22 protein-coding genes are annotated in these 20,925 nt (G+C 37.6%); 9 read left to right on the top strand and 13 right to left on the bottom strand.

Annotation, left to right across the window (positions count from 1 at the left end; all coding sequences use genetic code 11):
• Window positions 1-3 precede the first annotated feature (3 nt).
• From LEP1GSC202_RS06725 to LEP1GSC202_RS06710, 4 genes are read right to left on the bottom strand one after another with little or no spacing between them, the layout of a single operon-like run.
• Window positions 4-483 carry a DUF4442 domain-containing protein gene (locus LEP1GSC202_RS06725; protein WP_015676645.1) on the bottom strand — a complete coding sequence of 160 codons (480 nt, stop codon included), beginning with the start codon at window positions 481-483 and terminating at the stop codon, window positions 4-6.
• On the bottom strand, window positions 480-1,376 hold the full coding sequence (locus tag LEP1GSC202_RS06720) for a DMT family transporter (protein ID WP_015677230.1): 897 nt from the start codon (window positions 1,374-1,376) through the stop codon (window positions 480-482). Before LEP1GSC202_RS06720 ends, LEP1GSC202_RS06725 begins: the two co-directional genes overlap by 4 nt.
• A complete protein-coding gene (locus LEP1GSC202_RS06715; RefSeq protein ID WP_015677159.1) occupies window positions 1,373-2,281 on the bottom strand; it encodes an AEC family transporter in 909 nt (302 codons plus the stop codon). The genes LEP1GSC202_RS06720 and LEP1GSC202_RS06715 overlap by 4 nt, the downstream gene beginning before the upstream one ends.
• 2 nt (window positions 2,282-2,283) lie before the next feature.
• Window positions 2,284-3,999 carry an acyl-CoA dehydrogenase family protein gene (locus tag LEP1GSC202_RS06710; RefSeq protein ID WP_015676394.1) on the bottom strand — a complete coding sequence of 572 codons (1,716 nt, stop codon included), beginning with the start codon at window positions 3,997-3,999 and terminating at the stop codon, window positions 2,284-2,286.
• A gap of 78 nt (window positions 4,000-4,077) precedes the next feature.
• Between LEP1GSC202_RS06710 and LEP1GSC202_RS06705 the strand changes: the two genes are divergently transcribed.
• On the top strand, window positions 4,078-4,953 hold the full coding sequence (locus tag LEP1GSC202_RS06705) for a molecular chaperone DnaJ (RefSeq protein WP_015676751.1): 876 nt from the start codon (window positions 4,078-4,080) through the stop codon (window positions 4,951-4,953).
• Between the two features lie 92 nt (window positions 4,954-5,045).
• Here LEP1GSC202_RS06705 and LEP1GSC202_RS06700 read toward each other — a convergent pair whose 3' ends face one another.
• Window positions 5,046-5,783 (bottom strand): SanA/YdcF family protein, encoded by a 738-nt coding sequence (locus LEP1GSC202_RS06700; protein WP_039928314.1) that lies wholly within the window; start codon window positions 5,781-5,783, stop codon window positions 5,046-5,048.
• Here LEP1GSC202_RS06700 and LEP1GSC202_RS06695 point away from each other — a divergent pair.
• The 5 genes from LEP1GSC202_RS06695 to LEP1GSC202_RS06675 all read left to right on the top strand — a co-directional run bounded on the left by LEP1GSC202_RS06695 (window position 5,782) and on the right by LEP1GSC202_RS06675 (window position 10,770).
• On the top strand, window positions 5,782-6,795 hold the full coding sequence (locus LEP1GSC202_RS06695) for a M23 family metallopeptidase (protein ID WP_015677409.1): 1,014 nt from the start codon (window positions 5,782-5,784) through the stop codon (window positions 6,793-6,795). The genes LEP1GSC202_RS06700 and LEP1GSC202_RS06695 overlap by 2 nt on opposite strands.
• Entirely contained in the window at window positions 6,796-8,811 is a 2,016-nt protein-coding gene (gene ligA / locus LEP1GSC202_RS06690; protein WP_015676817.1) for an NAD-dependent DNA ligase LigA, read from the top strand.
• 330 nt (window positions 8,812-9,141) lie between these two features.
• Window positions 9,142-9,486: an ArsR/SmtB family transcription factor gene (locus tag LEP1GSC202_RS06685; protein WP_015676386.1), complete on the top strand. Its 345-nt coding sequence runs from the start codon at window positions 9,142-9,144 to the stop codon at window positions 9,484-9,486.
• Complete coding sequence (locus tag LEP1GSC202_RS06680; protein ID WP_015676990.1) at window positions 9,473-9,940, top strand: SRPBCC family protein; 468 nt, start codon at window positions 9,473-9,475, stop codon at window positions 9,938-9,940. The genes LEP1GSC202_RS06685 and LEP1GSC202_RS06680 overlap by 14 nt, the downstream gene beginning before the upstream one ends.
• Before the next feature lie 74 nt (window positions 9,941-10,014).
• Window positions 10,015-10,770: a hypothetical protein gene (locus LEP1GSC202_RS06675; protein ID WP_015677312.1), complete on the top strand. Its 756-nt coding sequence runs from the start codon at window positions 10,015-10,017 to the stop codon at window positions 10,768-10,770.
• Between the two features lie 117 nt (window positions 10,771-10,887).
• Here LEP1GSC202_RS06675 and LEP1GSC202_RS06670 read toward each other — a convergent pair whose 3' ends face one another.
• From LEP1GSC202_RS06670 to LEP1GSC202_RS06635, 8 genes are all read right to left on the bottom strand, one after another.
• Window positions 10,888-11,886 (bottom strand): SH3 domain-containing protein, encoded by a 999-nt coding sequence (locus tag LEP1GSC202_RS06670; RefSeq protein ID WP_279615302.1) that lies wholly within the window; start codon window positions 11,884-11,886, stop codon window positions 10,888-10,890.
• A complete protein-coding gene (locus tag LEP1GSC202_RS06665; RefSeq protein ID WP_015677152.1) occupies window positions 11,862-12,353 on the bottom strand; it encodes a L,D-transpeptidase family protein in 492 nt (163 codons plus the stop codon). Before LEP1GSC202_RS06665 ends, LEP1GSC202_RS06670 begins: the two co-directional genes overlap by 25 nt.
• Before the next feature lie 11 nt (window positions 12,354-12,364).
• Window positions 12,365-12,796, bottom strand: coding sequence for a hypothetical protein (locus LEP1GSC202_RS06660; RefSeq protein ID WP_015677426.1), 432 nt, complete (start codon window positions 12,794-12,796; stop codon window positions 12,365-12,367).
• An 11-nt stretch (window positions 12,797-12,807) separates the two neighbouring features.
• The gene (locus LEP1GSC202_RS06655; protein WP_156825352.1) at window positions 12,808-13,239 is read right to left on the bottom strand and encodes a hypothetical protein; all 432 of its coding nucleotides are present in this window, start codon (window positions 13,237-13,239) and stop codon (window positions 12,808-12,810) included.
• Window positions 13,240-13,283: 44 nt separating this feature from the next.
• Window positions 13,284-14,144: an ankyrin repeat domain-containing protein gene (locus LEP1GSC202_RS06650; protein WP_015677322.1), complete on the bottom strand. Its 861-nt coding sequence runs from the start codon at window positions 14,142-14,144 to the stop codon at window positions 13,284-13,286.
• Window positions 14,145-14,171: 27 nt separating this feature from the next.
• Window positions 14,172-14,624, bottom strand: a complete 453-nt coding sequence (locus tag LEP1GSC202_RS06645) for a GNAT family N-acetyltransferase (protein ID WP_015676369.1) — start codon at window positions 14,622-14,624, stop codon at window positions 14,172-14,174.
• 71 nt (window positions 14,625-14,695) lie between these two features.
• On the bottom strand, window positions 14,696-15,085 hold the full coding sequence (locus tag LEP1GSC202_RS06640; RefSeq protein WP_039928306.1) for a DUF1801 domain-containing protein: 390 nt from the start codon (window positions 15,083-15,085) through the stop codon (window positions 14,696-14,698).
• 68 nt (window positions 15,086-15,153) lie between these two features.
• Window positions 15,154-15,759, bottom strand: a complete 606-nt coding sequence (locus tag LEP1GSC202_RS06635; protein ID WP_039928643.1) for a YceI family protein — start codon at window positions 15,757-15,759, stop codon at window positions 15,154-15,156.
• 77 nt (window positions 15,760-15,836) lie between these two features.
• Between LEP1GSC202_RS06635 and LEP1GSC202_RS06630 the strand changes: the two genes are divergently transcribed.
• Genes LEP1GSC202_RS06630 through LEP1GSC202_RS06620 form a run of 3 tightly spaced genes read left to right on the top strand, consistent with a single transcriptional unit; the run spans window position 15,837 to window position 20,913 of the window.
• Window positions 15,837-18,065, top strand: a complete 2,229-nt coding sequence (locus tag LEP1GSC202_RS06630) for an ABC transporter transmembrane domain-containing protein (RefSeq protein WP_015676906.1) — start codon at window positions 15,837-15,839, stop codon at window positions 18,063-18,065.
• A 17-nt stretch (window positions 18,066-18,082) separates the two neighbouring features.
• Entirely contained in the window at window positions 18,083-19,420 is a 1,338-nt protein-coding gene (locus tag LEP1GSC202_RS06625) for an HlyD family secretion protein (RefSeq protein ID WP_015677624.1), read from the top strand.
• Window positions 19,417-20,913: a TolC family protein gene (locus LEP1GSC202_RS06620; protein WP_015676739.1), complete on the top strand. Its 1,497-nt coding sequence runs from the start codon at window positions 19,417-19,419 to the stop codon at window positions 20,911-20,913. The genes LEP1GSC202_RS06625 and LEP1GSC202_RS06620 overlap by 4 nt, the downstream gene beginning before the upstream one ends.
• The last annotated feature ends 12 nt before the right edge of the window (window positions 20,914-20,925 follow it).

The following is a 20,925-nucleotide window of genomic DNA, read 5'->3' as shown; positions in this document are numbered from 1 at the left end:
AATTTATACATTTTGAACCGGGAGCCTTCCTCGTTTTCTAATGTAAATTGTTTTCTCTAAAGTAGCAACAATATCATCTCCCTCATCAAATACATTTGTGGTGAAATGATATTCCCCTTTCCGTTTTGTTTCCACTTCCATTTTGATCCTTTGGATTTCTGATTCTGGAATTGCAAATGTTGCCGTTACCTTACCTTTCCCAGGTTTAACAAATGTCATCGATCCCACCTTATCCCAAACGATAAAATCAGATCCCAATTGTTCCAAAAGGATTAACATAAAAAATGGATCACACATCGAATACAATGAACCTCCAAAATGAACACCAACATAATTTTTGTTATAAAATCGAAGGTTCATTTCTACTTGGAAAAAAGATAAATCCTTTGCGATTTTTTTGATACGAATTCCGGCACCAATGTAAGGTGGATAAAAATTATATAACCAAATTTTGAATCTTTTTTTCCAAGAAATTGATTTCATCCTTGTATCAGTTCCTTTTTTTTATGTTTAGAATTGATGAGGTACACAGCTAACATTGCCAAGGCGCCCCCAATGATGACAGGAATTTGTATGACTTCATCCAAAATCAAAAAACTACTGATATAAGCTGATAATGGAACAATAAAAATAAAACTGCTCGCTATTTCAGAACCAAGTCTGGTTGCCGCATAAAAATAAACAGTAGTTCCGAACGTTGTGGATATAACGGTGAGATAAAATATTGCAAACCAAAACGATGGACCAAAATCCCATACCTTCCAAAAACTTGGATCATTCCAACAAAATAGAAGTTCCAAAATGGATCCAACTCCATAAACATAAAAACTATACGTGATTGGAGACATGGATTTACCAGTTTTTTGGCTATTGAGAGAGAGAGTAGCCCAAACAAATGAACAGAGTAAGAAGAATAAATTTCCAGATAACAAAAGATAGTCGAGACTAATTTTCCATACTTGTAATATCACAAGCCCACCGATAAATCCGAAAAAAAGACCTAAAACTTGTCTTTTGGAGATCGATTTTTTTTGAATTAAAAATACGATAAAAAAAGTGACAATGGGATTGAGAGTGGTGACAAGAACTCCACCTGCTCCTGGTAATCCATTTTTCAATCCTAAAAAGAAAAATTGATTGTATAGAGTATAAATGATCCCACCTACCAAAACATTCCAATAGTCCTTACCTGAATTCAATCGAATGGGCAATCGTAATCCATAAAGGATTGGTATAACAGATAAAAAAGTTGCAAGGAATCGCCAAAACACGAGGACAGGGACTGGCACTAAACCAGCGATCATTTTTGCAATTGGCCATGATATCCCCCAAGAGACCATTGCCAAAATTAAGAGAATCAAAAATTTAATGTTCAAATGTAGTTTCCTTTGATGAGTAAATGCAAACAATAGGTTGTAAAAAAGGATACAGGAATCCCTATTCCTAACATAAGGCTTGCTAAATGAGGTGAAATATTTTTTTCAATTGTGATGACTGTCGACGTGACCATAGGTGCCATTGCAGATTCAAAAAGAATTGTTTGGAATAATAATGTATCATCCTTTAATGGAGAATAGACAAAATACACTAGGATTGGTGCTAAAACAAGTTTAAAACCAAGTCCCAAAATTAAATACCTGCCATGACCGGCGATTGTTCTTAAATCTAACATATATCCCACAGAAACAAGAGCAAGTGGCGTCAAAGTATCCCCTAACCGTAACAATACAATTTTTAATGCACTCGGATACTCCCATTGCCTTGTAAGGATGGCAAGTAACAAAGCATAAATGGGAGCAAAACCAAGCACTCTCCTGACTAAAGTTAAAAAATCCCATTTTCCATCCATAGCAATGGATGCGAGGATGATCCCTGGAAAACTCAAAACCATAAAGGTTCCTAACTGGTCAGAAAGGATACCATACCCAAGGGATTCCTTTCCTAAGTAAGTTTCAAGTAAAGGAAATCCAACAAAAGAAGTATTACCAAGACCTGCTGTTAACACCAAACATACCATAGTTGGAAATGTCATCAATTTTAGCTTATAAAATGTATAGAAAAAGAGGATCGCAAATCCAAATACTAACCAAGGCATAGAGGTTGGCATGATTGCTGAAACAGAGATTTCTAATTCATGTACATGGTATAATACAAGTGATGGCAATGATATAAATAGTATAAAACCATTGAGAACCTTGGGAGTGGTTTCTGGAAATTGAGGAATCCGACGAAAGAATAACCCCAATCCAAAACAAATTCCGAGTAATAAAAAATTTTCCATTTTTAAAAAGAGAGAAAGGTCTTAAGGGCATTTGGATCGAAAAACACACCATTTTTTTGCCTCGGTGCCTCTAATCCATCACGAACCATTTCCGTATAACCTTTTGCAAAATATAAATATTTGGTCGGCAGATTTTCCTTTATATCGTGGACTGTTTGTTCGAGTAATTCTGCCAACACTAAGACATTGTATGTAAGATCAGCGATGTACACACGATTCATATCTTTCCATTCTTTGGATTCTTCTTTCAAACAATGTTCCAATTCCTTTCGTTTCGTTTGGAAAAGGGAATACACAGTTTCTAATTCAGAATTGCCACTTACCTTGGATGTGAGTTCATCCAAAAGAGTTTGAAAAGCAGCATACACTTTTGGTTTTTGTAAGGCATGCAAACAATGGTCTGTGATGATCAAATGGGTTCCTTCCCAAGTTTCATTGATAATGGAGTCATTGTGCAATCTTGGAAGTGGTGAGAAGTCTCCAATGATCCCATTCCCTCCTAACGTAAGGATCGCTTTTTGTGTGATGTAACTTGCATGGGAAGAAGATTTGTATTTTAATAACGGGACAGTGATTTCTGCGGCTTCATCCCCTTTTTCGGCTAGAGCAACAGATCGAAAATTAACAAAACAATTTGCCGTTTGTAAGATTTGCATCTCTGCTAATGTTTTCACAAAGGAAGGAAATTCTAATATTTTTTTTCCGTAAGCCGTACGATACTTTGCATACTCCGATGCTTCCATCACAGACCTTCTTGCATTCCCACAAGAACCAAGACCTACATGTAACCTTGATGTTTTGATGATATAACGAATTAAATTCACAAGCCCATGACCAGGCCGGCCGAATTCTTCCGCTTCCACTTTGTCATAAATGATCTCAACTGTTATCTTACCACGAGAACCGATAATGTCTTTTTTCCGAAGGATGTGGTGGCCATTCAATTCTCCATTATCTTTGATCCTAGGAACTAAAAACATCCCTACCGTATTTGTTCCTTCCATCTTCGCAGTGGTTACCCATAAATCACCTGGATTGGAACAAAACCATTTTTCACCAGTTAACTCCCATTTGCCGTTCGGAAGTTTTTTGGCTATGGTTCTGTTTGCTGACACATTACTTCCACCAACTCGTTCCGTTACATATTGGCCTGCCATAAAGTGGGAGTTACTCCCTTTGCCTGCAACAAGTGGGAGATATTTATTTTTTTGTTCATCGGTTCCAATTTTTTTTAAGGCAAGTATCATTCCGTCTGTCATTGCCAAAGGACAAGCAACTCCACCCTCCCCATTTAAATTCATTAGATACGTGAGCGCATAACGATGGATATGTGTGAATTCAAATCTCCATTCAGGGTGAAAGTCTAAATTGACAACACCATGATCATAAGAAATCTTTCGTGACAACTTTTGTTCTTCTGAATACTTTATAAAATCAATGCGTTTGCCGGTGCGGTCATATTTGACCACTTCGCCGTATTTCCCTTCCTTATGGCACTCTTCGGTAAGTTCATCCAAAATCCCACCCACAAGTTCCCCATACTTTCGGATATGATCGACCATGGCTTGTTTGTGATCGGGTTCGTACGTTGCTGAATAACGATCCACCATTCTCTGCAAGGCAGGATCCATATCATAAAAATTTTTTCCTCGTAGGCCTTTGTATTCGGAAATATCAAACGGTTGTAAAGATGGATGTTCAGAAATATGGTGACTCATATCTCCAGTTCAAAAAAAGGAATAGGATTCACTAGCAAAAAAGTCGGCCCGATTTGAAATTGGTTTAAGAGATAGTTTATGGTCCAAAAAACGGAAACAAAAAAGGCCAAACAGATTTTGCATGATGTCATTTTTGAACTGCAAAACGTTTCCGAGTCCATGCAATGGTTTCTCTCTTATGACCGTCTCTCGGAACTTCTAGAAATACGAAAAGAAGAGTGCCTACGTAAAGTTTACCAATTCAAAGCAGCCAAACCACAGATGACTTTGTCTGGCGGATTCCATGAAGTTGATGGTGACCTTCTTATCGATTTTTTGGCTTGGATTTTGGCTTTGGATGAGGTTGCGGAAGAATTTTTAAAAGCAGGGATTTTTTTTAGTGAACGTCCGTTATATGAACTTCGTGAATCATACAAAACTCTGATTCAAAAAACAATCGCAAACCATAAATTAGACCAAGAATTAATCCTACTCCTCACAGCTGCCACCATTGATTTTGATGATGCTGTGGATTCCTATCTTATGGATAAATTTGAAATTGATTTTTTTGTGAGAAGGTCCATCCATCAATTTTTAGAGAAATTTGACATCCATCCTGAATTTGGCGCAGAAGAATTTTTGTATGAATATCTAAAAAGTTTGATTCCAACAAAAATTTTAAATTTCAGAGACATCACAAGGGAATTTCGAGATCGCACCTACTATGAGTTATATGGTAGATTTAGAGAAGCCAAAAAGAAAAAGAAGAAAAAACTGGTGCAAACTGTCTCGGCTGAAGTAAAAGATTTACTTGCCTTTTTTGATTTGGAACCCGGTGCCAATATCACCGATGTAAAAAAGAAATTCAAAGAACTTTTGAAAAAATACCATCCTGATATCAATAAAAAAGGAGAGGAGATGACAAAACGGATCATCTTAAAATACAATCGTTTGGTAGAACTGATAGGAACGTAAACCCACGACTCAAATTTTCTATATTACATTTGTTATCAAAATCGAAACAAAATTGAATGTTTGGAATCTATATTAAAAAATACATTCTCTTTTTATTTCGGAATCGTGACTGGAATGGAACCTTTCCAAGTGCTCATTCCACTTCCATCAATGGGATAAGGTTTACCCAAATATTTAGGTGGTGTGTCCCACTGGATGTCCCACCAAGCAAGCATCCTTGCAGAAAATTCTCGAAACAAATAATACGTTTCTTTTTTGTATGTTCGCAAATTGCATTCGTATCCGTATAACTCGAGTTCCAGTTCCTTTCCTAAATAGATGGCACGTGGCAAAAAAAACGATTGGCTTACAAATATTGCTTTGTTTACCAAAAACACTTCTTTGGCGCGAATCAAAGTATCCAGTGTCCGAAATCCAGCGTGATCAACAAAGATATCATCTGGTTTGACCTGATGGGACAACATGTACTCAAGCATAGGCCTAAGTTCATTGTAATCGGTTTTCCCATTGTCTCCAGAAAGGAGAATCTTTTTCACTTTTCCTTGTTTGTACAATTCCAATCCGCAGGCCAATCGGTCCATTAAGATGGGTGAGGGAGTTTTTCCATAAACGGCTGCTCCAGGCACAATGGCAACTTCTGCTTCAGGGATTTCCGACGAGTGATTGGTGTGAATGGAGTTCTGGTACACAATCCAAAATCCTAAATTGGAAGCCAATGTGACAAAACCAAGAATTCCAAAAATGATCACGAAACCCAGAAACAGGGATTTCCACTTGACCCTGGAAAGGAATCGGAGCGTCTTATTTATGTAGGAATCGCGGTTCGTCATGAAGAAAAAAATTAAAGAGATTACGTCTGTTTTTTCACAAGACAATCCGAAAATCAAGAAACAGATTGATAAGGTGAAAGAAAAAGGTCACCAACGGATGACCATTCTTGTGATTCCTCATGGGTATGACAGTTCTTTCCACTTCCAAATTTCCCATTTTACCATCCTATTTTTTTTAGGCCTCACTTTAGGTCTATTGAGTTTAGCAATTTTTGGAATTGTTCGCTCGAATAATACACAAACTGAAATCAACCAACTCTCCAAAATTTACGGAACCTATTTTGATACTTATATCACCCATGCGAACCAATTAGAAGAAATGAAAGAAGAGTATTCTAAATTGAACGAAAATATGTTGGAACTATTTACTCTGATTGATGGACAAGACGATGAACTTCTAAAAATTCCAACGGAAGATTGGATTGAATCCTCGGCAATTGATTCACTCCAAAAAGAAGAAAAAGAAGATAAACAATTGGATGTTGGACGTAAGTATCTCAATGAGATTTATGAACTGAGACAATTAAAACACCGAATGGACAATTACCAACGTTTGGTAGAAACAAACTTTCAATTTTTATACCAGAGATCTGATATTTTATCTAGATCACCTTTGTTTAATCCGATGTATTCTTACAATTTGACATCTCCATTTGGAATGAGAAAATCACCTACCACTGGTTATTGGGAATACCATGACGGATTGGATATGGCAAATGCTACAGGAACACCTATATATGCTTCTGCACCAGGTCGTGTGGTTCGTGTCACATATTCCAATGTTGGGTATGGACATCATGTCATCATCCAACATGATTTCGGCTTTAGCACGTTATACGGTCACTGTTCGCGAATTTATGTAAGGTCAGGACAAGAAGTAAAAGCTGGTGAACAAATTGCCGAAGTAGGAGCAACGGGTAACGTAACCGGGCCTCACTTACACTATGAAATCTTTATTTCGGAAGAAGGAAAAACCGATCCCGAACAATACATGCAAGCTGGAGTTTATTAGTTGCCTAAAAAAACAAATGCCGTTGATCCTAAAAAACGAATTTTAGAACTTCGTAAAGAAATCAATCGCCACAATGATTTGTATTACAAAGATAACTCACCCGTCATCACTGACAAAGAATTTGATTTACTAGTCAAAGAACTCCAAAAACTCGAAACAGAAAATCCAAACCTTGCAGACATCTCTTCCCCGACAGCACAAGTAGGTTCCGACTTAAACCCACAGTTTAGCAAATTCAAACACAAAGTACCAGTATTATCTTTAGAAAATACTTACAACGAAACCGAACTTTCGGAATGGTTACAAAAAACTGGGATCGAAGAAAACTATTCTTTAGAATGGAAAATCGATGGTGCCTCCATCTTACTTTACTATGAAGATGGAAAACTCAGCCATTGTGTGACAAGGGGTTCTGGTGGAATTGGTGACATTGTTACTGAAAACGTAAAAACCATTTCGACCATTCCACAAACTCTTTCGGAACCTTTACATCTAACAGTCAGAGGCGAAATATTTATGACCTTCGCTGATTTTGAAGAATTCAACGAAGAGTATGGTGGAAAATTTGCCAATCCTAGAAACTTGGCAGCAGGTTCCATCAAACAAAAGGATCCAATGGAAGTCGCCAAACGTCCGTTACGAATTTATGTGTATGATGTTTATTTTTCAAGCTCTAGAAAAGGAATCAATACCCATAAAGACATTTTAAGTTTATTAAAAAAAGAAAAGTTTCCACTTGCCCCAGACTCAACAATTTTGCCAGGAAACAAATTAATCAAAGAGATCGAATCATTTCGCAAAAAAAAAGACAAAATGCCATTCCCAGTGGATGGACTCGTCATCAAACTCGACTCTTTAAACCTTCGCGAAAATTTAGGTGAAACAAGCCATTCTCCTCGTTGGGCAAGGGCATTTAAATTTGATGCGCTGCTCAAAGAAACAACAATTGAAGAAATCGATTTTGCCATTGGACGTACAGGAAAAGTCACACCACGTGCAAAAGTCACTCCGATCTCTCTTGCAGGAACCACTGTCACCTACGCCACCTTACACAACCAAGACTACATCAACCAACTTGGAGCAGGCATTGGTGCAAAAGTATTAATCTCCAAACGTGGAGAAATCATTCCAGCTGTGGAAAAAGTAACATTCCCTCCAAAATCTATTTTTGTTTTACCCAATCATTGTCCATCGTGTAACACAAAATTAACGAAAGTTGACGATTCTGTAGATTTCTTTTGTACAAACAGAAATTGCCCTGAGCGAAAACTAAACCAACTCATCTTTTTTTGCAGTAAAAAACAGATGAACATTGAAGGATTAGGTGAAAGACAAATTCAGATTTTTTTTGAAAAGGGTTGGGTGAAAGATATACCTGATTTGTATACATTAGAAAAGTACAGACCAACCTTACTTGAGTTAGATGGATTTGGAGAAAAATCTGTGAAAATCATTTTTGATGCAATTCAAAAATCCAAAGAAAAAGACTTTCGATTCACACTCCCTTCCATTGGTTTAAATGAAGTGGGTCCAAAGGTCACCGAAATTCTCATCGAAAACGGATATGATTCATGGGACAAACTCCTCACCCTTTCCAAATCCAAAACTGCAAGTGAGGATTTGAAAGCCATTCATGGCATTGGACCAAGGACGATCGAAGCATTACTAGGCCATTTGAAAGACAAAGAAACTTTGAAACTAGTAAACACCCTCATCAAACTAGGACTTAAGTTCAAAGCAGATGAAACTGAAAAAAGCGATATACAGCCGTTTGTTGGCCAAAGTTGGTGTGTGACCGGCAGTTTTGAAAACTTCCAACCCCGTGACTTAGCGATGGACCTCATCACGAGACATGGTGGGAAAAAAGTAACAGGTGTTTCTTCCAAAACAACACACCTACTCTATGGTCCAGGTGCCGGTTCCAAACTAGACAAGGCAACGGAGCTTGGTGTAAAACTTGTTTCCGAATCAGAGTTTTTGGAGTTATTAAAAAAAGAAGGGATTCCGATTGGTTAGAGGAAATGATGAATTCCTCCCATTCATTTTCATTCAACACACTCAAACAAAATTATATTCTTTGTTCCTAAAATTATTTCCATTCCTTCCCATGTGGCACTAGCGATCATTAGTCTTTAATTTATGTTAGGGGCAAATCCCGAAATTCGATTTGAACCATACGCTCACTCCTTTTACCGTATCATTCATTGAATGCAACGGGACCAGGCTACTCTGGGGTCCGCGTTCGCTCCCGTCCGCCTGCGGCAGACCAAGCCCGACGTATCCTTTTTGCTCGGACTGAATTGAAAAAACCTTGACATGCAGTCTTTTACCTGCATATTAATTCCTATGCCCAAAGAAAGAAAAGGAACAGATCTGGTTTTTAAGGCAATGGCCGACCCAAATCGAAGGAAGGTTCTGGATCTCTTATTTTCGAAAAATGGACAAACTCTCAGTCAATTATGTGAAGAACTCGATATGCAAAGGCAATCAGCAACCCAACACATTGAAATTTTGATCAATGCAAACCTCGTATCCATTGTTTGGAAAGGGCGTGAAAAACTACATTTCATCAACCCAGTCCCGATTTATGAAGTGTATGAACGTTGGGTGCGCAAATTTGAAGAAAATCGATTAAGTTTTTTACACGATTTAAAAATTCAATTGGAAGGAGACAAACATGGAACCACATAACTTCGTATATGTGACTTTTATTCTCAGCACACAAGAAAAGGTATGGGATGCCATTACCAATCCAGAGATAACATCGAAGTATTGGTCTGATCCATTATCAAAAAATCCAGCTCATATCAATGTTTCCGAATGGAAAGTCGGATCTGAATGGAAACACGTTCACTTAGTCGAAGAAAGAACGGTTGATATTTTGGGAAAAGTATTGGAAGTAGATCCACCTAACAAACTTGTCATCTCTTGGTCTAGACCCAATGAAATCAACGATGTTACGAAACACTCTCGTGTTACGTTTGAAATTGAGACCTATGCCAATGGACTCGTCCGTTTGTCTGTTACCCACGAAGAATTAGACTCACAAATGTATAAGGGAATTTCTTCTGGGTGGCCAAGTGTTCTTTCTAATCTCAAAACTTATTTGGAATCTGGATTACCACTTGCAGGACATCTCAATTAATACAAATGAAACTTTCTTCTGAATGCACTCAGAAGAAAGTTGATCACCTAACTCAAAGTCGATAATTTGTGAGTATGATGAAATTTAAAACCACAAAATTGATTCGACATTCCCCAATTATTTTATTTTTATTAGTCAATTGTATGGTTTCGAAATACTCGGGAAATATTCCAAGGCTCGATGAAAAATCTCAAAACAAATCCATTCAGATTGTAAAAATCGCCGAACAATTACGATTCAGCCATTACCAAACGGTTGCTGGAGAGGCAAGAATGGTTTATACCCAAGAGGATTTAATTAAAGGAATTCAAATATATAAAGAGCAGTATTCAAATTCAAAACCAAAATGGGAATATGCGAATCAGGAACAATACCAGTTCGAAAAAAAGAATATGGATCCGGTAAAATTAGAGGGAGTCATCAATCATTTAAAAAATGCAAACGAACCATACGTTTTTGTTAGCCATCGGAAAATACAATATGATTGGGGAACAGTAGACTGGAAGGATAAAAATGAAAACTTAATCCTTTCAGAATTTTATGGACACTATTTCGATGATGATTGGAGCCCTTACGCCTTTTTAATCAATTTAATTCCAAACCAAATTGTTGGAACAGGAATCTTTCGTTTTCAAATCAATGATGAAGTCGTAGAGTTTCGAGCAAACGCACGTAAGACGATCTGGCGTTTTCCAATCCGTTATTGGGCACATACACATATATTTTCTACTAAAAATGGAAAAAACAAATTTCCGATTCTAATTCAAATCAATGATCCCAATGATCGAGAAAATTCACAAAATGGTTTGTATTTCATTTTTATCAAATGACAATTAATCTACTGATTGTAATGGGATCGCAGCACTAACTTTGAGTTCTTCGATTACAGCTACTGGAAAAGCTTTAGACTTTTACAATGATTTGGAATCCTAAGTTTCGTACAATTTTCATTCTGTTGTTTCTGATTTAGTAAGGACAAATGTTGTACCTTTAAATTCATATTCCTTTGAATAAATCTTACTTGGACTTTCATCACCCTCAGGTAGAGGACTGGTTCGTATGATAATTTTTGGTGAAATACCATAGGTATCAATGATGGCACTTCTACTGCCTGACTCATAAAAAATAATTTCAAAAGTATTGCCCTTTTCCTTTAATACATATACGATATTTTCAAGTTCTGATAAAAAACAACCAATGCATTCATCATTTTCATCTCTTGCTGTTGTTGCTACAATGAAATATCGATCTTTTTTTGACTGAAACGATTTAATCGAAGTTTGGTTAGGATCAATATCATAACTTATTTCTTTGCTCAAAAAATCGAAGATTTTTTTCTCAGTTGGTTCAAGCAAACGTATCTTTGCATATAATGATGCATATTGATTCGATAATACAAGAGATTCGGCGGGTAAATAACAATCGGTTAATACAGTCGTTTCAATTTCTGAATACCAATCCTCTTGTCTCGATTTTTGTTTTAAGACTCGAAAAAATACCTTTCCTTCTTTTGTGACATACCTTGATTTCACAAAGTAAAATTGATCTTCTTCTACTTGCTCATTATTAATTTTAATCAGTTTTTTGTTGTAGAGTTGGTGCACAAAACTTGGTTTATTTTTTACATAAACCCATCCTGATTCCTTCGTTTCAAAATCGGATAGTGTCGCTAAAATTTCTTCTGTATCTCCAATCACAATATAAGGAGAAAAAACATATCCGATACTTTGCGATTTTGATTTTACCTTCATCCAATTTCCCTGTTTTCCATTTACAGAAATGGGAGAATGACTTTCTTCTAATATTTCAACTATATCTTTCGTTTTTAATTTTTCGATCGCTTTGCTTTCAACATTGGGTTCACTTCTTAAAAATAAGGAAGTCGCTGCAACTAACCCAAATTGAGGATTTGATACGTTTTTTACGGTTCGATGATGATAACAGATCCTACGGGAACCATTTGGAATAAAAGATCCATTTCTTCATTTGTCACAGCGATACAACCATGAGTCCAATTTAAATAGGTATGGAGGTGTCCAAACCAATTCCAATGTTTCTTCATTCCATGAATGAGAATCCCTCCCCCAACCTTGACCTTTCTCTTTTTTGCTTCTTCCAATTGAGATTTGTTGGGATAAGAGATGTGTAAGGCTTTATAATAAGCCCATTCCGGAATTTGGTAATCAATGGTATACTTACCTTCGGGAGTTTTTCCATCTCCTTCTTCGTTTTTAGCACCTTTTGGTTCAAAACCTAGGGAGATCGGAATTGTTAAAATGGTTTTGCCTGATTTGATTACTGTTAAAATTTTCTCTGATTTCTTCACATTTACGGTAGTGTCGGTGTCTGCATCTAAGCTACCAACCCAAAGGACACAAAACAAGATCAAAGGTATAAATGGATTTCGAAACATAAAATTGGTATTTAAATTCCTAAAATGGATAAAGCTATATTTTGTTTTTTTAACTCTTGGATCCATAATGTAAACCTTTCTAAAACTTCAATTGCGCCTTCTTTGTTTGATTGTATCTCTTTTTGAATCAGCTCTTTTTCTGGTAGTGAAAGTGTTTTGCCTGATTTAGAAAAAAGGGAATCGTTTCTGATTTCTTCCAATCGTATTCCTAAAGATTGCAGTAAAACATCAAATTTTGATTCCGAAAGTTCCTGGAATGCATAATGGTCATAACTTTCGATGATCTCTTCGAATACATCTTCAAAAATAGAAAATGTGTTTTCATCCAGAAAAATCGAATTCTCATTCCAACATTTGCCTAAGTAATTGCCAGGTAAAAATTCGATATAGGCAGTACCTTCTAATTCGTTTGGATGAAAATAGATATTGAATGGAGTTTGCACAGAAAGTCGAACTATGGTAATACGGGAAAAAAACGACAACCTTTCATGAAAAAAAATAAAATCATGATCGGTACAATCAATGTCCAAAGATAATGATTGGAAAAAAATGAGTTCTCTTTGACTAACTGTATTTTATAGGTTTGGTATAAAAAATAAATGATACCTTCTGTTACGATGACGATGATCACGACCAAGGTTACGGAAACAAGGGAAGGGTCAAAACCTGGGAACCAATGGAATTGCTCCCTTATCCCTAAAGTAAAATAAACCAAAACCGACATCAAGTAGGTGAACAAAATAACAAAACTAACGACAGGACTTTTTTCCACCTGCATCCTTTCCTTACAATTGTTACACTTCATTGTAAAGGGTGGGACATAGGACATTAGTTTCAAAAAACTAACTTTTGTTTGGCAACTTGGACAAATCCATTCGTGTTTCATGAAATTATTCTCTTAACCTTAAAGATTTTTTACAAATTTTGATCTCACTCTTTCGCACCAAGTGATTCCAGTTTATCGATTAAAAATGAAAGTTTTCTTTTTTTTGCAATGCTTAAAGGAGTATCACCATCATCATTACGATCATGTAGATTGGCACCAGCCTTCATGAGTATGTCAAGTATCTCCAAATGATTTTCGTTTGGATTTCTTGCATCAGATGGTGCAAAGATTACCGTATACCCTTTGTAATCTTTTTTATGAATATCTGCATTGTATTGGATTAATAACGAAACGGTTACCACATGTCCATTAGAAGCTGCATGCATAATCGGTGTTATATTCAAAACATCCGCCAAATTTGGATCTGCACCTTTTTTTAGGAGATGAGAAACTACCTGGTCATGCCCTCGAATTGACGCATGCATCAATGGGGTTCCTCTATTTTTAGTGAGATGATTGACATTCATCCCTTTTCCAATCAAATACTGAACTGCTTCTAAATTTCCGATTTCTGCAGCAAGGATGAGTGCATTCCCAGCATCCGGTGTTTCGGAATTTAATTCTGCTCCATTTTCCAATAATAAATCCATCATCTTTAGATTGGAATAAACGGAGAAGATTAGTGGTGTAAACCCTCGAGCATCTCGCTGATTGGGATTTGTTTTTAAGTCTAACAACCATTTGGCGCAATCAATATTCCCGGTCCTAGCAAAATACGATAGAATGGGTTGGCCGTTATCAACCTTCTCATTAATAAGGTTTGCATCCGGAAATAAGATTTTTGCATTTGATGCATTACAAGTTTTTAGGTATTGAAAATTTTGAGCAGATCGACTTGTCGAATTGGTGGACCTACACTGGATCAAAAACAATGTAAATAAAAAGAAAAATTGAAAAGATTTCATAACAAGTATCTCCGCTTATAATTGTATTCACTCAGCGAGTGGATAATAAAAATGCACCACATCTTCTGCACGACCACCTGTTGATCGATAAAAATCCAAAGCATAATCATCTGCCAAATCTGCTTGGACAAACACCTCTTCGATCCCCTTCTCTTTGTAATACCTATTGATAGAAGCAATCAGTGATTTCCCGATGCCTTTCCTTTGAAGATGTGTTTTTACAGCTAAATCGTAAATATAAACGAGTGGTCTCTCTGAATAGTATTGTCGTAACAAGTAAGCGGTAAGACCAGCCACTACCTTTCCATCCAAAATAGACACAAAAACAAAAAAATCATCTCGATCCAAAAGGGATTGTAAGTAATTTGAATCGGGCAATGGAAATGGTTTCATTTCAAATACATCTTCGAATACGCCTATGAGTTCAATGAATTGTGACAAATCAGCGGAAGATAATTTTTTGATTTCAGTATTGATCATTTGTATTCCTTAAGCCTTAATCTTTTTTCCGCAAAGTTTCCAATTACAGTGAATCATAAAAAATGAGGATTTTACTTGATTCGTTCCAAGACACCTTTTCGTTTTACGATGTTTTTATAATCCCATTGGATATTTTTTGCCTTTGTTAACCAAAGTTTTAAATCCTTTTTTTTGATTTGTGTAACATCCGTATAACGAACTTCAGCGGCTTTAAAACTTCCTTCCGATGTGAGACCTTCGACACCAAAACTTTGCCCACTCCAAAAGAGAAGGCGAGTACAAGACTTTAATTTACTATATCCAACAATTGGATTCCCATCCAAAAACCAAACTGGATGGGCATGCCAAATTTTCCTTTCTGCCTTGGGAAGGTTTTTGCAAATCACCTCGTACAAGACATTACAAATTTCGAAATCGGCCGGAGGTAGAGACCGATGGTAGACCTGAATATCCTTTTCCATCCTTTAACCCTTCATAGCGTAAATTGCCAACTAATTAAAATTATGCGTCAATTCAAAACAATAATGTTTTATTTACAAACTTTTTTAAATGTTGAGACAACTTTCACATCAACTGTTGGCCAAAGTTTACTCACACCGTCAGCACCCTTATGTAAGTCGTTACACTCTGCATTCAATTTGCCCAAACCCTGCGATAAACCTAGAGCCAGCACATCGACAGTACCTGAAACTTCTACTGTGTCTTCTTTCCAAACAAAGTTTACTGGGATCGTCGTTTTTGATTTTCCAAATTGAAGGTTAAGTTTCGCAGTTCCCGTTTCCCCTTTTGTCATTTCGGAAAAATTTCCCATCAACTTTTGGTTCCCTTTCACCGACCCAAAGAAAAACTTTTTGATTTTAAGGTCACGGTCTGGGTTTGCAGAATTAACGGACGAAGTGTCAATTTGGAATCGAATTTTCTCAGCTACACCAAACTTTGATTTGTCTTTTGTTTTTCCAATCACTCGAATCGAATCAAACTTACCTTTAACACCTGTTTTTTCTGTAAATTTGAACGCTGTCCATTCCAGGTTTGTTTTGGATGGATCGTATTCATAATTACAATTTTCTTCTGCTTCAATTGACCCGAAGGTGCCGACAATGAATAGTGCTAAAATAGAATAAAAAATTTTCATAGAAACCTCTGCTGAATGATGGAAAATCAAAAACAAAGTTTTGTCAAGAGGAGTCTAAAGCACGAAATAAAATTCACATGTTAAAATTATTACAAATTTTGGTGCGTCATTTCCGATACCAACTCTTCAAAGCAAAGGAGACGGAACTCCCCATACGGCTTTCGACAGGAGAATCCCTGGCACAGTCGATTTTAGACTATTTATCCGAATCATTAAGCATCCAATCCATTCCAAGCCAAATCATAGAAGGATTTCGTTCTTTACGCAGTAAATTCCCTCATGAATCGAAATTGGAGTTTTTGGACTATCTCATAGCCGCATCACACCAATACCAAATCAAACTCAACTTTGTTCGAAAATCAATTGTCGAAATTAAAAGTTATATCACTCGAGAAGCTCCCTTTTTATTCCAACTCAAAAGTAAAGACTTTGGTCTTCCAGAGATGTATGCCGTACTTGGTTACCACGCTTCGGCATATTTGGTCAAACCTCTTCACAATCATATCTCCGAAGAAGAATGGATATCGGAGAAGGACTTACTCAAATTATTTGAAATTAAATCTGCAAAAGATGTTGTGGATTGGATTGTAGCAGAACCTACGTTTGCCTTCTCTTCTCCCAAGGAAATTAGTTCAACTTCGTCTGCTTTAAAAAATGCAGTAAAACAAATATACCATCTCATCCGTATCGAATCAAAAGATGTTTGGATTGTATTTATTTATGGAATCGGAATTGGAATTTTATCACTCGTAGTTCCAGTTGCAACTTCTTCCCTTGTCAATATAGTAGCGTTTGGTGTTCTTTTACAACCCGTCATCATCTTGACGTTGTTAGTTGTATTTTTCTTAGGATTTGCTGGTGCTATGCAAACCATCCAAATTTATGTGGTAGAGATTTTACAACGACGAGTATTTGTTCGCATTGCTACAGAATTTGCAATTCGTTTTCCAAAAATTCGACAAGATGCTTTGGACAAACACCACAACCCAGAACTTGTGAATCGATTTTTTGATACTATGACCATTCAAAAATCCATTCAATCTTTGTTAGTTGATGGATTAGCAGTGATTTTAACCACGGTAATTGGTTTTGTCCTCATTTCGTTTTACCATCCGATTTTTATTGTATTTTCTTTATTTATTTTGTTTGTGGGGGGATATCTTGTGATCTACCAACTTGGTAGACCTGCCTCTGAAAATTATATAAAGAGCTCAAAAGAAAAATACAAAGTAGCCGCTTGGCTTGAGGAAGTTTCTCGTCACTCTGCCTTATTTCACTCTACATTTGGATCTCATTTTGCCATAGAACGGGCCGATTCACTCATTCGAGATTATCTTTTCGCTCGCAAAAAATACTTTTCTGTTTATATCAAACAAATCATTGGACTTGTTGGTATACAGGCGTTAGCAAGTGCAATCGTTTTAGGAATAGGTGGATATTTGGTGATCCATCGCCAATTGACCATTGGACAACTCGTTGCGGCAGAACTTGTCATTGCAAAAGTTCTCAGTGATATATCAAAATTTGGTAAACAACTCGATAGTTTTTATAGTTTGATTGCTGCGGTTGACAAAATTAATTCAGTTTTCCATCTTCCAACTCTCACTGCAAAAACAGTTCCATTTGAAACTTCCAAAGGACCCATTCAATTACAACTATCAGGCATTGATTATTCCTTAAGCAATGGTCATAAAATTTTTACCCAATTCAATTTAAAAGTCCAAGCGGGAAAGGCATTGGGTGTTACATCCAATACTCCTTATGATGCTCACATCTTACTTGATTTGATGAGTGGGCTCCGCGAACCAAACTCTGGAATTGTCGAATACAACCACCAAAACATCCATGAAGTTTCGAAAGAACAAATCCAATCTTATGCCGTGTTGGTGAGAGGGAACGAAATTTTTGAAGGAACAATTTTGGAAAACATCCGAGTAGGTCGGGAAGAAATTTCGCTTATCACGATTCGAGATTACTTAGACAATTTAGGGCTTTGGAAGGTCATCCAATCCTTACCGCATGGGATCCACACACAGCTGTTAACCTTTGGTCATCCGTTTGACAATGTCCAATCCGCTATTTTGGCTTTAACAAGGGCTTTAATCGGAAATCCAAAACTAGTTCTTATCGATGGCATCCTTGACCAATTACCACCCCCTTTGTTAACTTCTTGTTTAAAATTCTTATTACAAAAAAATCGGGAGTGGACTGTGGTCATTGTGTCCAAATCACCAGCAGTCCTCTCACAAATGGACCAAATCCTTAGATTGGAAGATGATACTCATTCATTAAAGGTGAATTCATAAACTCTATGAAAACAAATATGTCACCCAAATGGAAACTCCGCAAAAACCTACCTTCGTATCGGTTGGTGCAAACAGCACTTCCGGCACAAAGTTTAGCGTACATCCTCACTGTTATTTTTTTCTTAAGTGTCCTCATCTTACTTTATGTGCCTTGGCAACAAACCACAATGGGTTTTGGCCGAGTGGTTGCCTATGCACCTCTAGACCGCCAACAAGTCATTGAATCACCCATCAGTGGACGTGTTGTCAAATGGCATGTCCATGAAGGGACTCGTGTCAAAAAGGGAGATCCCATCATTGATATCTCTGACAATGACCCCAATTTTATCTCCAGGATTCGAGAAGAAAGAAATGCCCTCTTACAAAGGTTAGAGGCTGCTAGGACAAGGGAAGATAACATCCGTTCTAGAATTTTGAGTTTACGTTCTTCTATGGGAAGTGCTGTGAGTGCCGCCGATTCTCGTAGGATGATGGCAAAAGACCGAGTCCGTGCCAGCGAACAAGCAGTAGATGCAGCAAAGGCAGCGTTAAAAACTGCGAATCTCAACTTGGACCGACAAAAACAATTATGGGAAAAAGGACTTACTTCCAAACGAACTTTGGAACTTGCGGAACTGGATCATACTAACGCAGAGACAGGACTTGACCGTGCAAGAGCCGCATATGATGCTGCGGTCAAAGAAGAACGTGCGTTAAATAGTGATACAGGAAAAGTCCAACAGGATGCCGAAGCTTCCATTAATGATGCCAAAGCATCCCTTGCCTCTGCCCAGTCCGAAGTAGCAAGGGTTCTAGAAGACCTACCCAAACTGGAAGCTAGGTTGTCTAGGCAAGAAAACCAGGAAATTTTTGCCCCAAGAGATGGGATCATCATGCGAATCCTTGTGAACCCTGACACCCAACAATTAAAAGAAGGAGATGGTGTTGCCATCCTTGTCCCTGACGCCGAAGACAAAGCCGTAGAACTTTTTATTTCAGGAAATGACATTCCACTCGTGGGTGAAGGTCGTAAAGTTCGTTTGCAATTCCAAGGGTATCCTGTTTTACAAATCAGTGGATGGCCAGAGACAGCTGTTGGTACCTTTGGTGGTGTTGTGAAATTGGTTGATATCACTGATAATGGATCTGGAAATTTTCGTGTGCTTGTCATCCCTGACCGTGATGACCGCCAGTGGCCTTCCAGTCGTTACTTACGACAAGGTGTTCGTGCCAAAGGTTGGATTTTTCTCAATCGTGTAAGTGTTGGTTATGAATTATGGAGAAGGTTCAATGACTTCCCACCGAATTTACCGATGGATGATCCGGAGATGAAATCGTTGTTAGACGAGAATGGTGGAGGAGACAAAGGAAAATGAAACCGCATCTAAAATCATTTTTATTTGCGTTTTTATGCCCTTTTGGGATGTTTTTTTCGTTTCTGTTAGAAGCAGATCCGACAAAGGATCCTTTCGAATCTTTACATGGTCCGAATATCTATACTCAAGATTATATCAACCAACAACCAGGAGTCCTCACATTGGCAGAACTTTTAAAGTCTGTTGAAAAATCATATCCACTAGTACTTGCTGCAGAAAAACTTTTAACGGAAACAGAATACAATTATTTAGCAGCCGAAGGTGCATTTGATCTACAATTTAAATCCATGGGCACAACAAAACCAACGGGTTATTATACAAATAATGCAGCGGACAATGTGTTCGAAAAACCGACTCCACTTGGTGGAACTTCTTTCTTTGCCGGTTACCGCATTGGTCGTGGAACCTTTCCTGTGTATGATGGCAGAAGGCAAACCAATGATTATGGGGAAGTGAGAGCAGGTGCCATTGTCCCTCTAATGCGAAACCGTGAGATCGATAAAAACAGAGCGGATTTACGAAAAGCTGACATCGATCGTAAACTTGCCGAGTTATCGATTCAAAAATTAAAAATTGAAGTCATCAAGGAAGCAACCAAACGGTATTGGAAATGGGTGGCAAGTGGCCAAGAATACCTCGTCAACAAAGACCTGTTAGAGATTGCAAAAAACAGACAACAACAGATTGCCCAACGAATCAAATTAGGTGACATACCCAAAATGGAAGGCACAGAAAATGACCGTGCCATTTTACAAAGAGAATCACAATTTGTCTCTGCAGAACGTGAGATGCAAAAAGCAGCGATCGATTTGTCGTTATTCTTACGGGCTGCTGACGGGAACTTAATCCTTCCCACAACGGATAGGCTGCCCATCGGATTTCCAAAACCCATCGACTATAAGGAATTGGAACTTGAAAAAAGTATTAAAATTGCATGGAAGTTTCGACCCGAAATCCAAGACTATGAATTCAAACGTGAGAAGGCACGTGTGGACCAAGACATGGGTTACAATGCCCTAAAACCCCAAGTTGATTTGGTGGTAGCTGGATCCCAAGACTTTGGACCAGGTTCTGTCACGAGGGCCAAACCGGAACTCGAAGCATCCCTTGTTCTCAATTTGCCCATGCAAACCCGTAGACCTCGCGGGATGATCGGAGCGGCCGAAGCAAAAATTGCACAACTCGACCAAGAACTCCAATTTTCAAAAGATAAAATCAAAACAGAAGTACAAGACTCCATTTCCGAGGTGATTGCTTCTGCAAAACGTGTGACTGTCACACAAAGTGAAGTGGAACTTGCCAGAAAATTGGAAGTGATGGAACGCGAACGATTTGCTTTAGGAGATTCAACTCTCTTATTTGTGAATATTCGAGAACAAACAAGTGCCGAAGCGGCAGTGCGTGAAATTAAGGCATTGTACGATCATCATGTCGCTGTAGCCCACTTCCAAGCATCCACTGCAAGTTTTCTCCAAAATTCTCCCACTCCATAGTCGTAATTCTTT

It is taken from the genome of Leptospira yanagawae serovar Saopaulo str. Sao Paulo = ATCC 700523, from assembly GCF_000332475.2.
Classification (GTDB): Bacteria; Spirochaetota; Leptospiria; order Leptospirales; family Leptospiraceae; genus Leptospira_A; species Leptospira_A yanagawae.
Note: the sequence above shows the minus strand (reverse complement) of the source record. Positions and strands in the feature narration are given on the sequence as shown.

Coding starts and splice junctions, on each gene's coding strand:
- LEP1GSC202_RS06725 (WP_015676645.1), bottom strand. CDS start 483: ATGAAATCAATTTCTTGGAAAAAAAGATTCAAAATTTGGTTATATAAT.
- LEP1GSC202_RS06715 (WP_015677159.1), bottom strand. CDS start 2,281: ATGGAAAATTTTTTATTACTCGGAATTTGTTTTGGATTGGGGTTATTC.
- LEP1GSC202_RS06710 (WP_015676394.1), bottom strand. CDS start 3,999: ATGAGTCACCATATTTCTGAACATCCATCTTTACAACCGTTTGATATT.
- LEP1GSC202_RS06705 (WP_015676751.1), top strand. CDS start 4,078: ATGGTCCAAAAAACGGAAACAAAAAAGGCCAAACAGATTTTGCATGAT.
- LEP1GSC202_RS06695 (WP_015677409.1), top strand. CDS start 5,782: ATGAAGAAAAAAATTAAAGAGATTACGTCTGTTTTTTCACAAGACAAT.
- LEP1GSC202_RS06700 (WP_039928314.1), bottom strand. CDS start 5,783: ATGACGAACCGCGATTCCTACATAAATAAGACGCTCCGATTCCTTTCC.
- LEP1GSC202_RS06685 (WP_015676386.1), top strand. CDS start 9,142: ATGCCCAAAGAAAGAAAAGGAACAGATCTGGTTTTTAAGGCAATGGCC.
- LEP1GSC202_RS06680 (WP_015676990.1), top strand. CDS start 9,473: ATGGAACCACATAACTTCGTATATGTGACTTTTATTCTCAGCACACAA.
- LEP1GSC202_RS06675 (WP_015677312.1), top strand. CDS start 10,015: ATGATGAAATTTAAAACCACAAAATTGATTCGACATTCCCCAATTATT.
- LEP1GSC202_RS06665 (WP_015677152.1), bottom strand. CDS start 12,353: ATGTTTCGAAATCCATTTATACCTTTGATCTTGTTTTGTGTCCTTTGG.
- LEP1GSC202_RS06655 (WP_156825352.1), bottom strand. CDS start 13,239: ATGAAACACGAATGGATTTGTCCAAGTTGCCAAACAAAAGTTAGTTTT.
- LEP1GSC202_RS06650 (WP_015677322.1), bottom strand. CDS start 14,144: ATGAAATCTTTTCAATTTTTCTTTTTATTTACATTGTTTTTGATCCAG.
- LEP1GSC202_RS06645 (WP_015676369.1), bottom strand. CDS start 14,624: ATGATCAATACTGAAATCAAAAAATTATCTTCCGCTGATTTGTCACAA.
- LEP1GSC202_RS06640 (WP_039928306.1), bottom strand. CDS start 15,085: ATGGAAAAGGATATTCAGGTCTACCATCGGTCTCTACCTCCGGCCGAT.
- LEP1GSC202_RS06635 (WP_039928643.1), bottom strand. CDS start 15,759: ATGAAAATTTTTTATTCTATTTTAGCACTATTCATTGTCGGCACCTTC.
- LEP1GSC202_RS06630 (WP_015676906.1), top strand. CDS start 15,837: ATGTTAAAATTATTACAAATTTTGGTGCGTCATTTCCGATACCAACTC.
- LEP1GSC202_RS06625 (WP_015677624.1), top strand. CDS start 18,083: ATGTCACCCAAATGGAAACTCCGCAAAAACCTACCTTCGTATCGGTTG.
- LEP1GSC202_RS06620 (WP_015676739.1), top strand. CDS start 19,417: ATGAAACCGCATCTAAAATCATTTTTATTTGCGTTTTTATGCCCTTTT.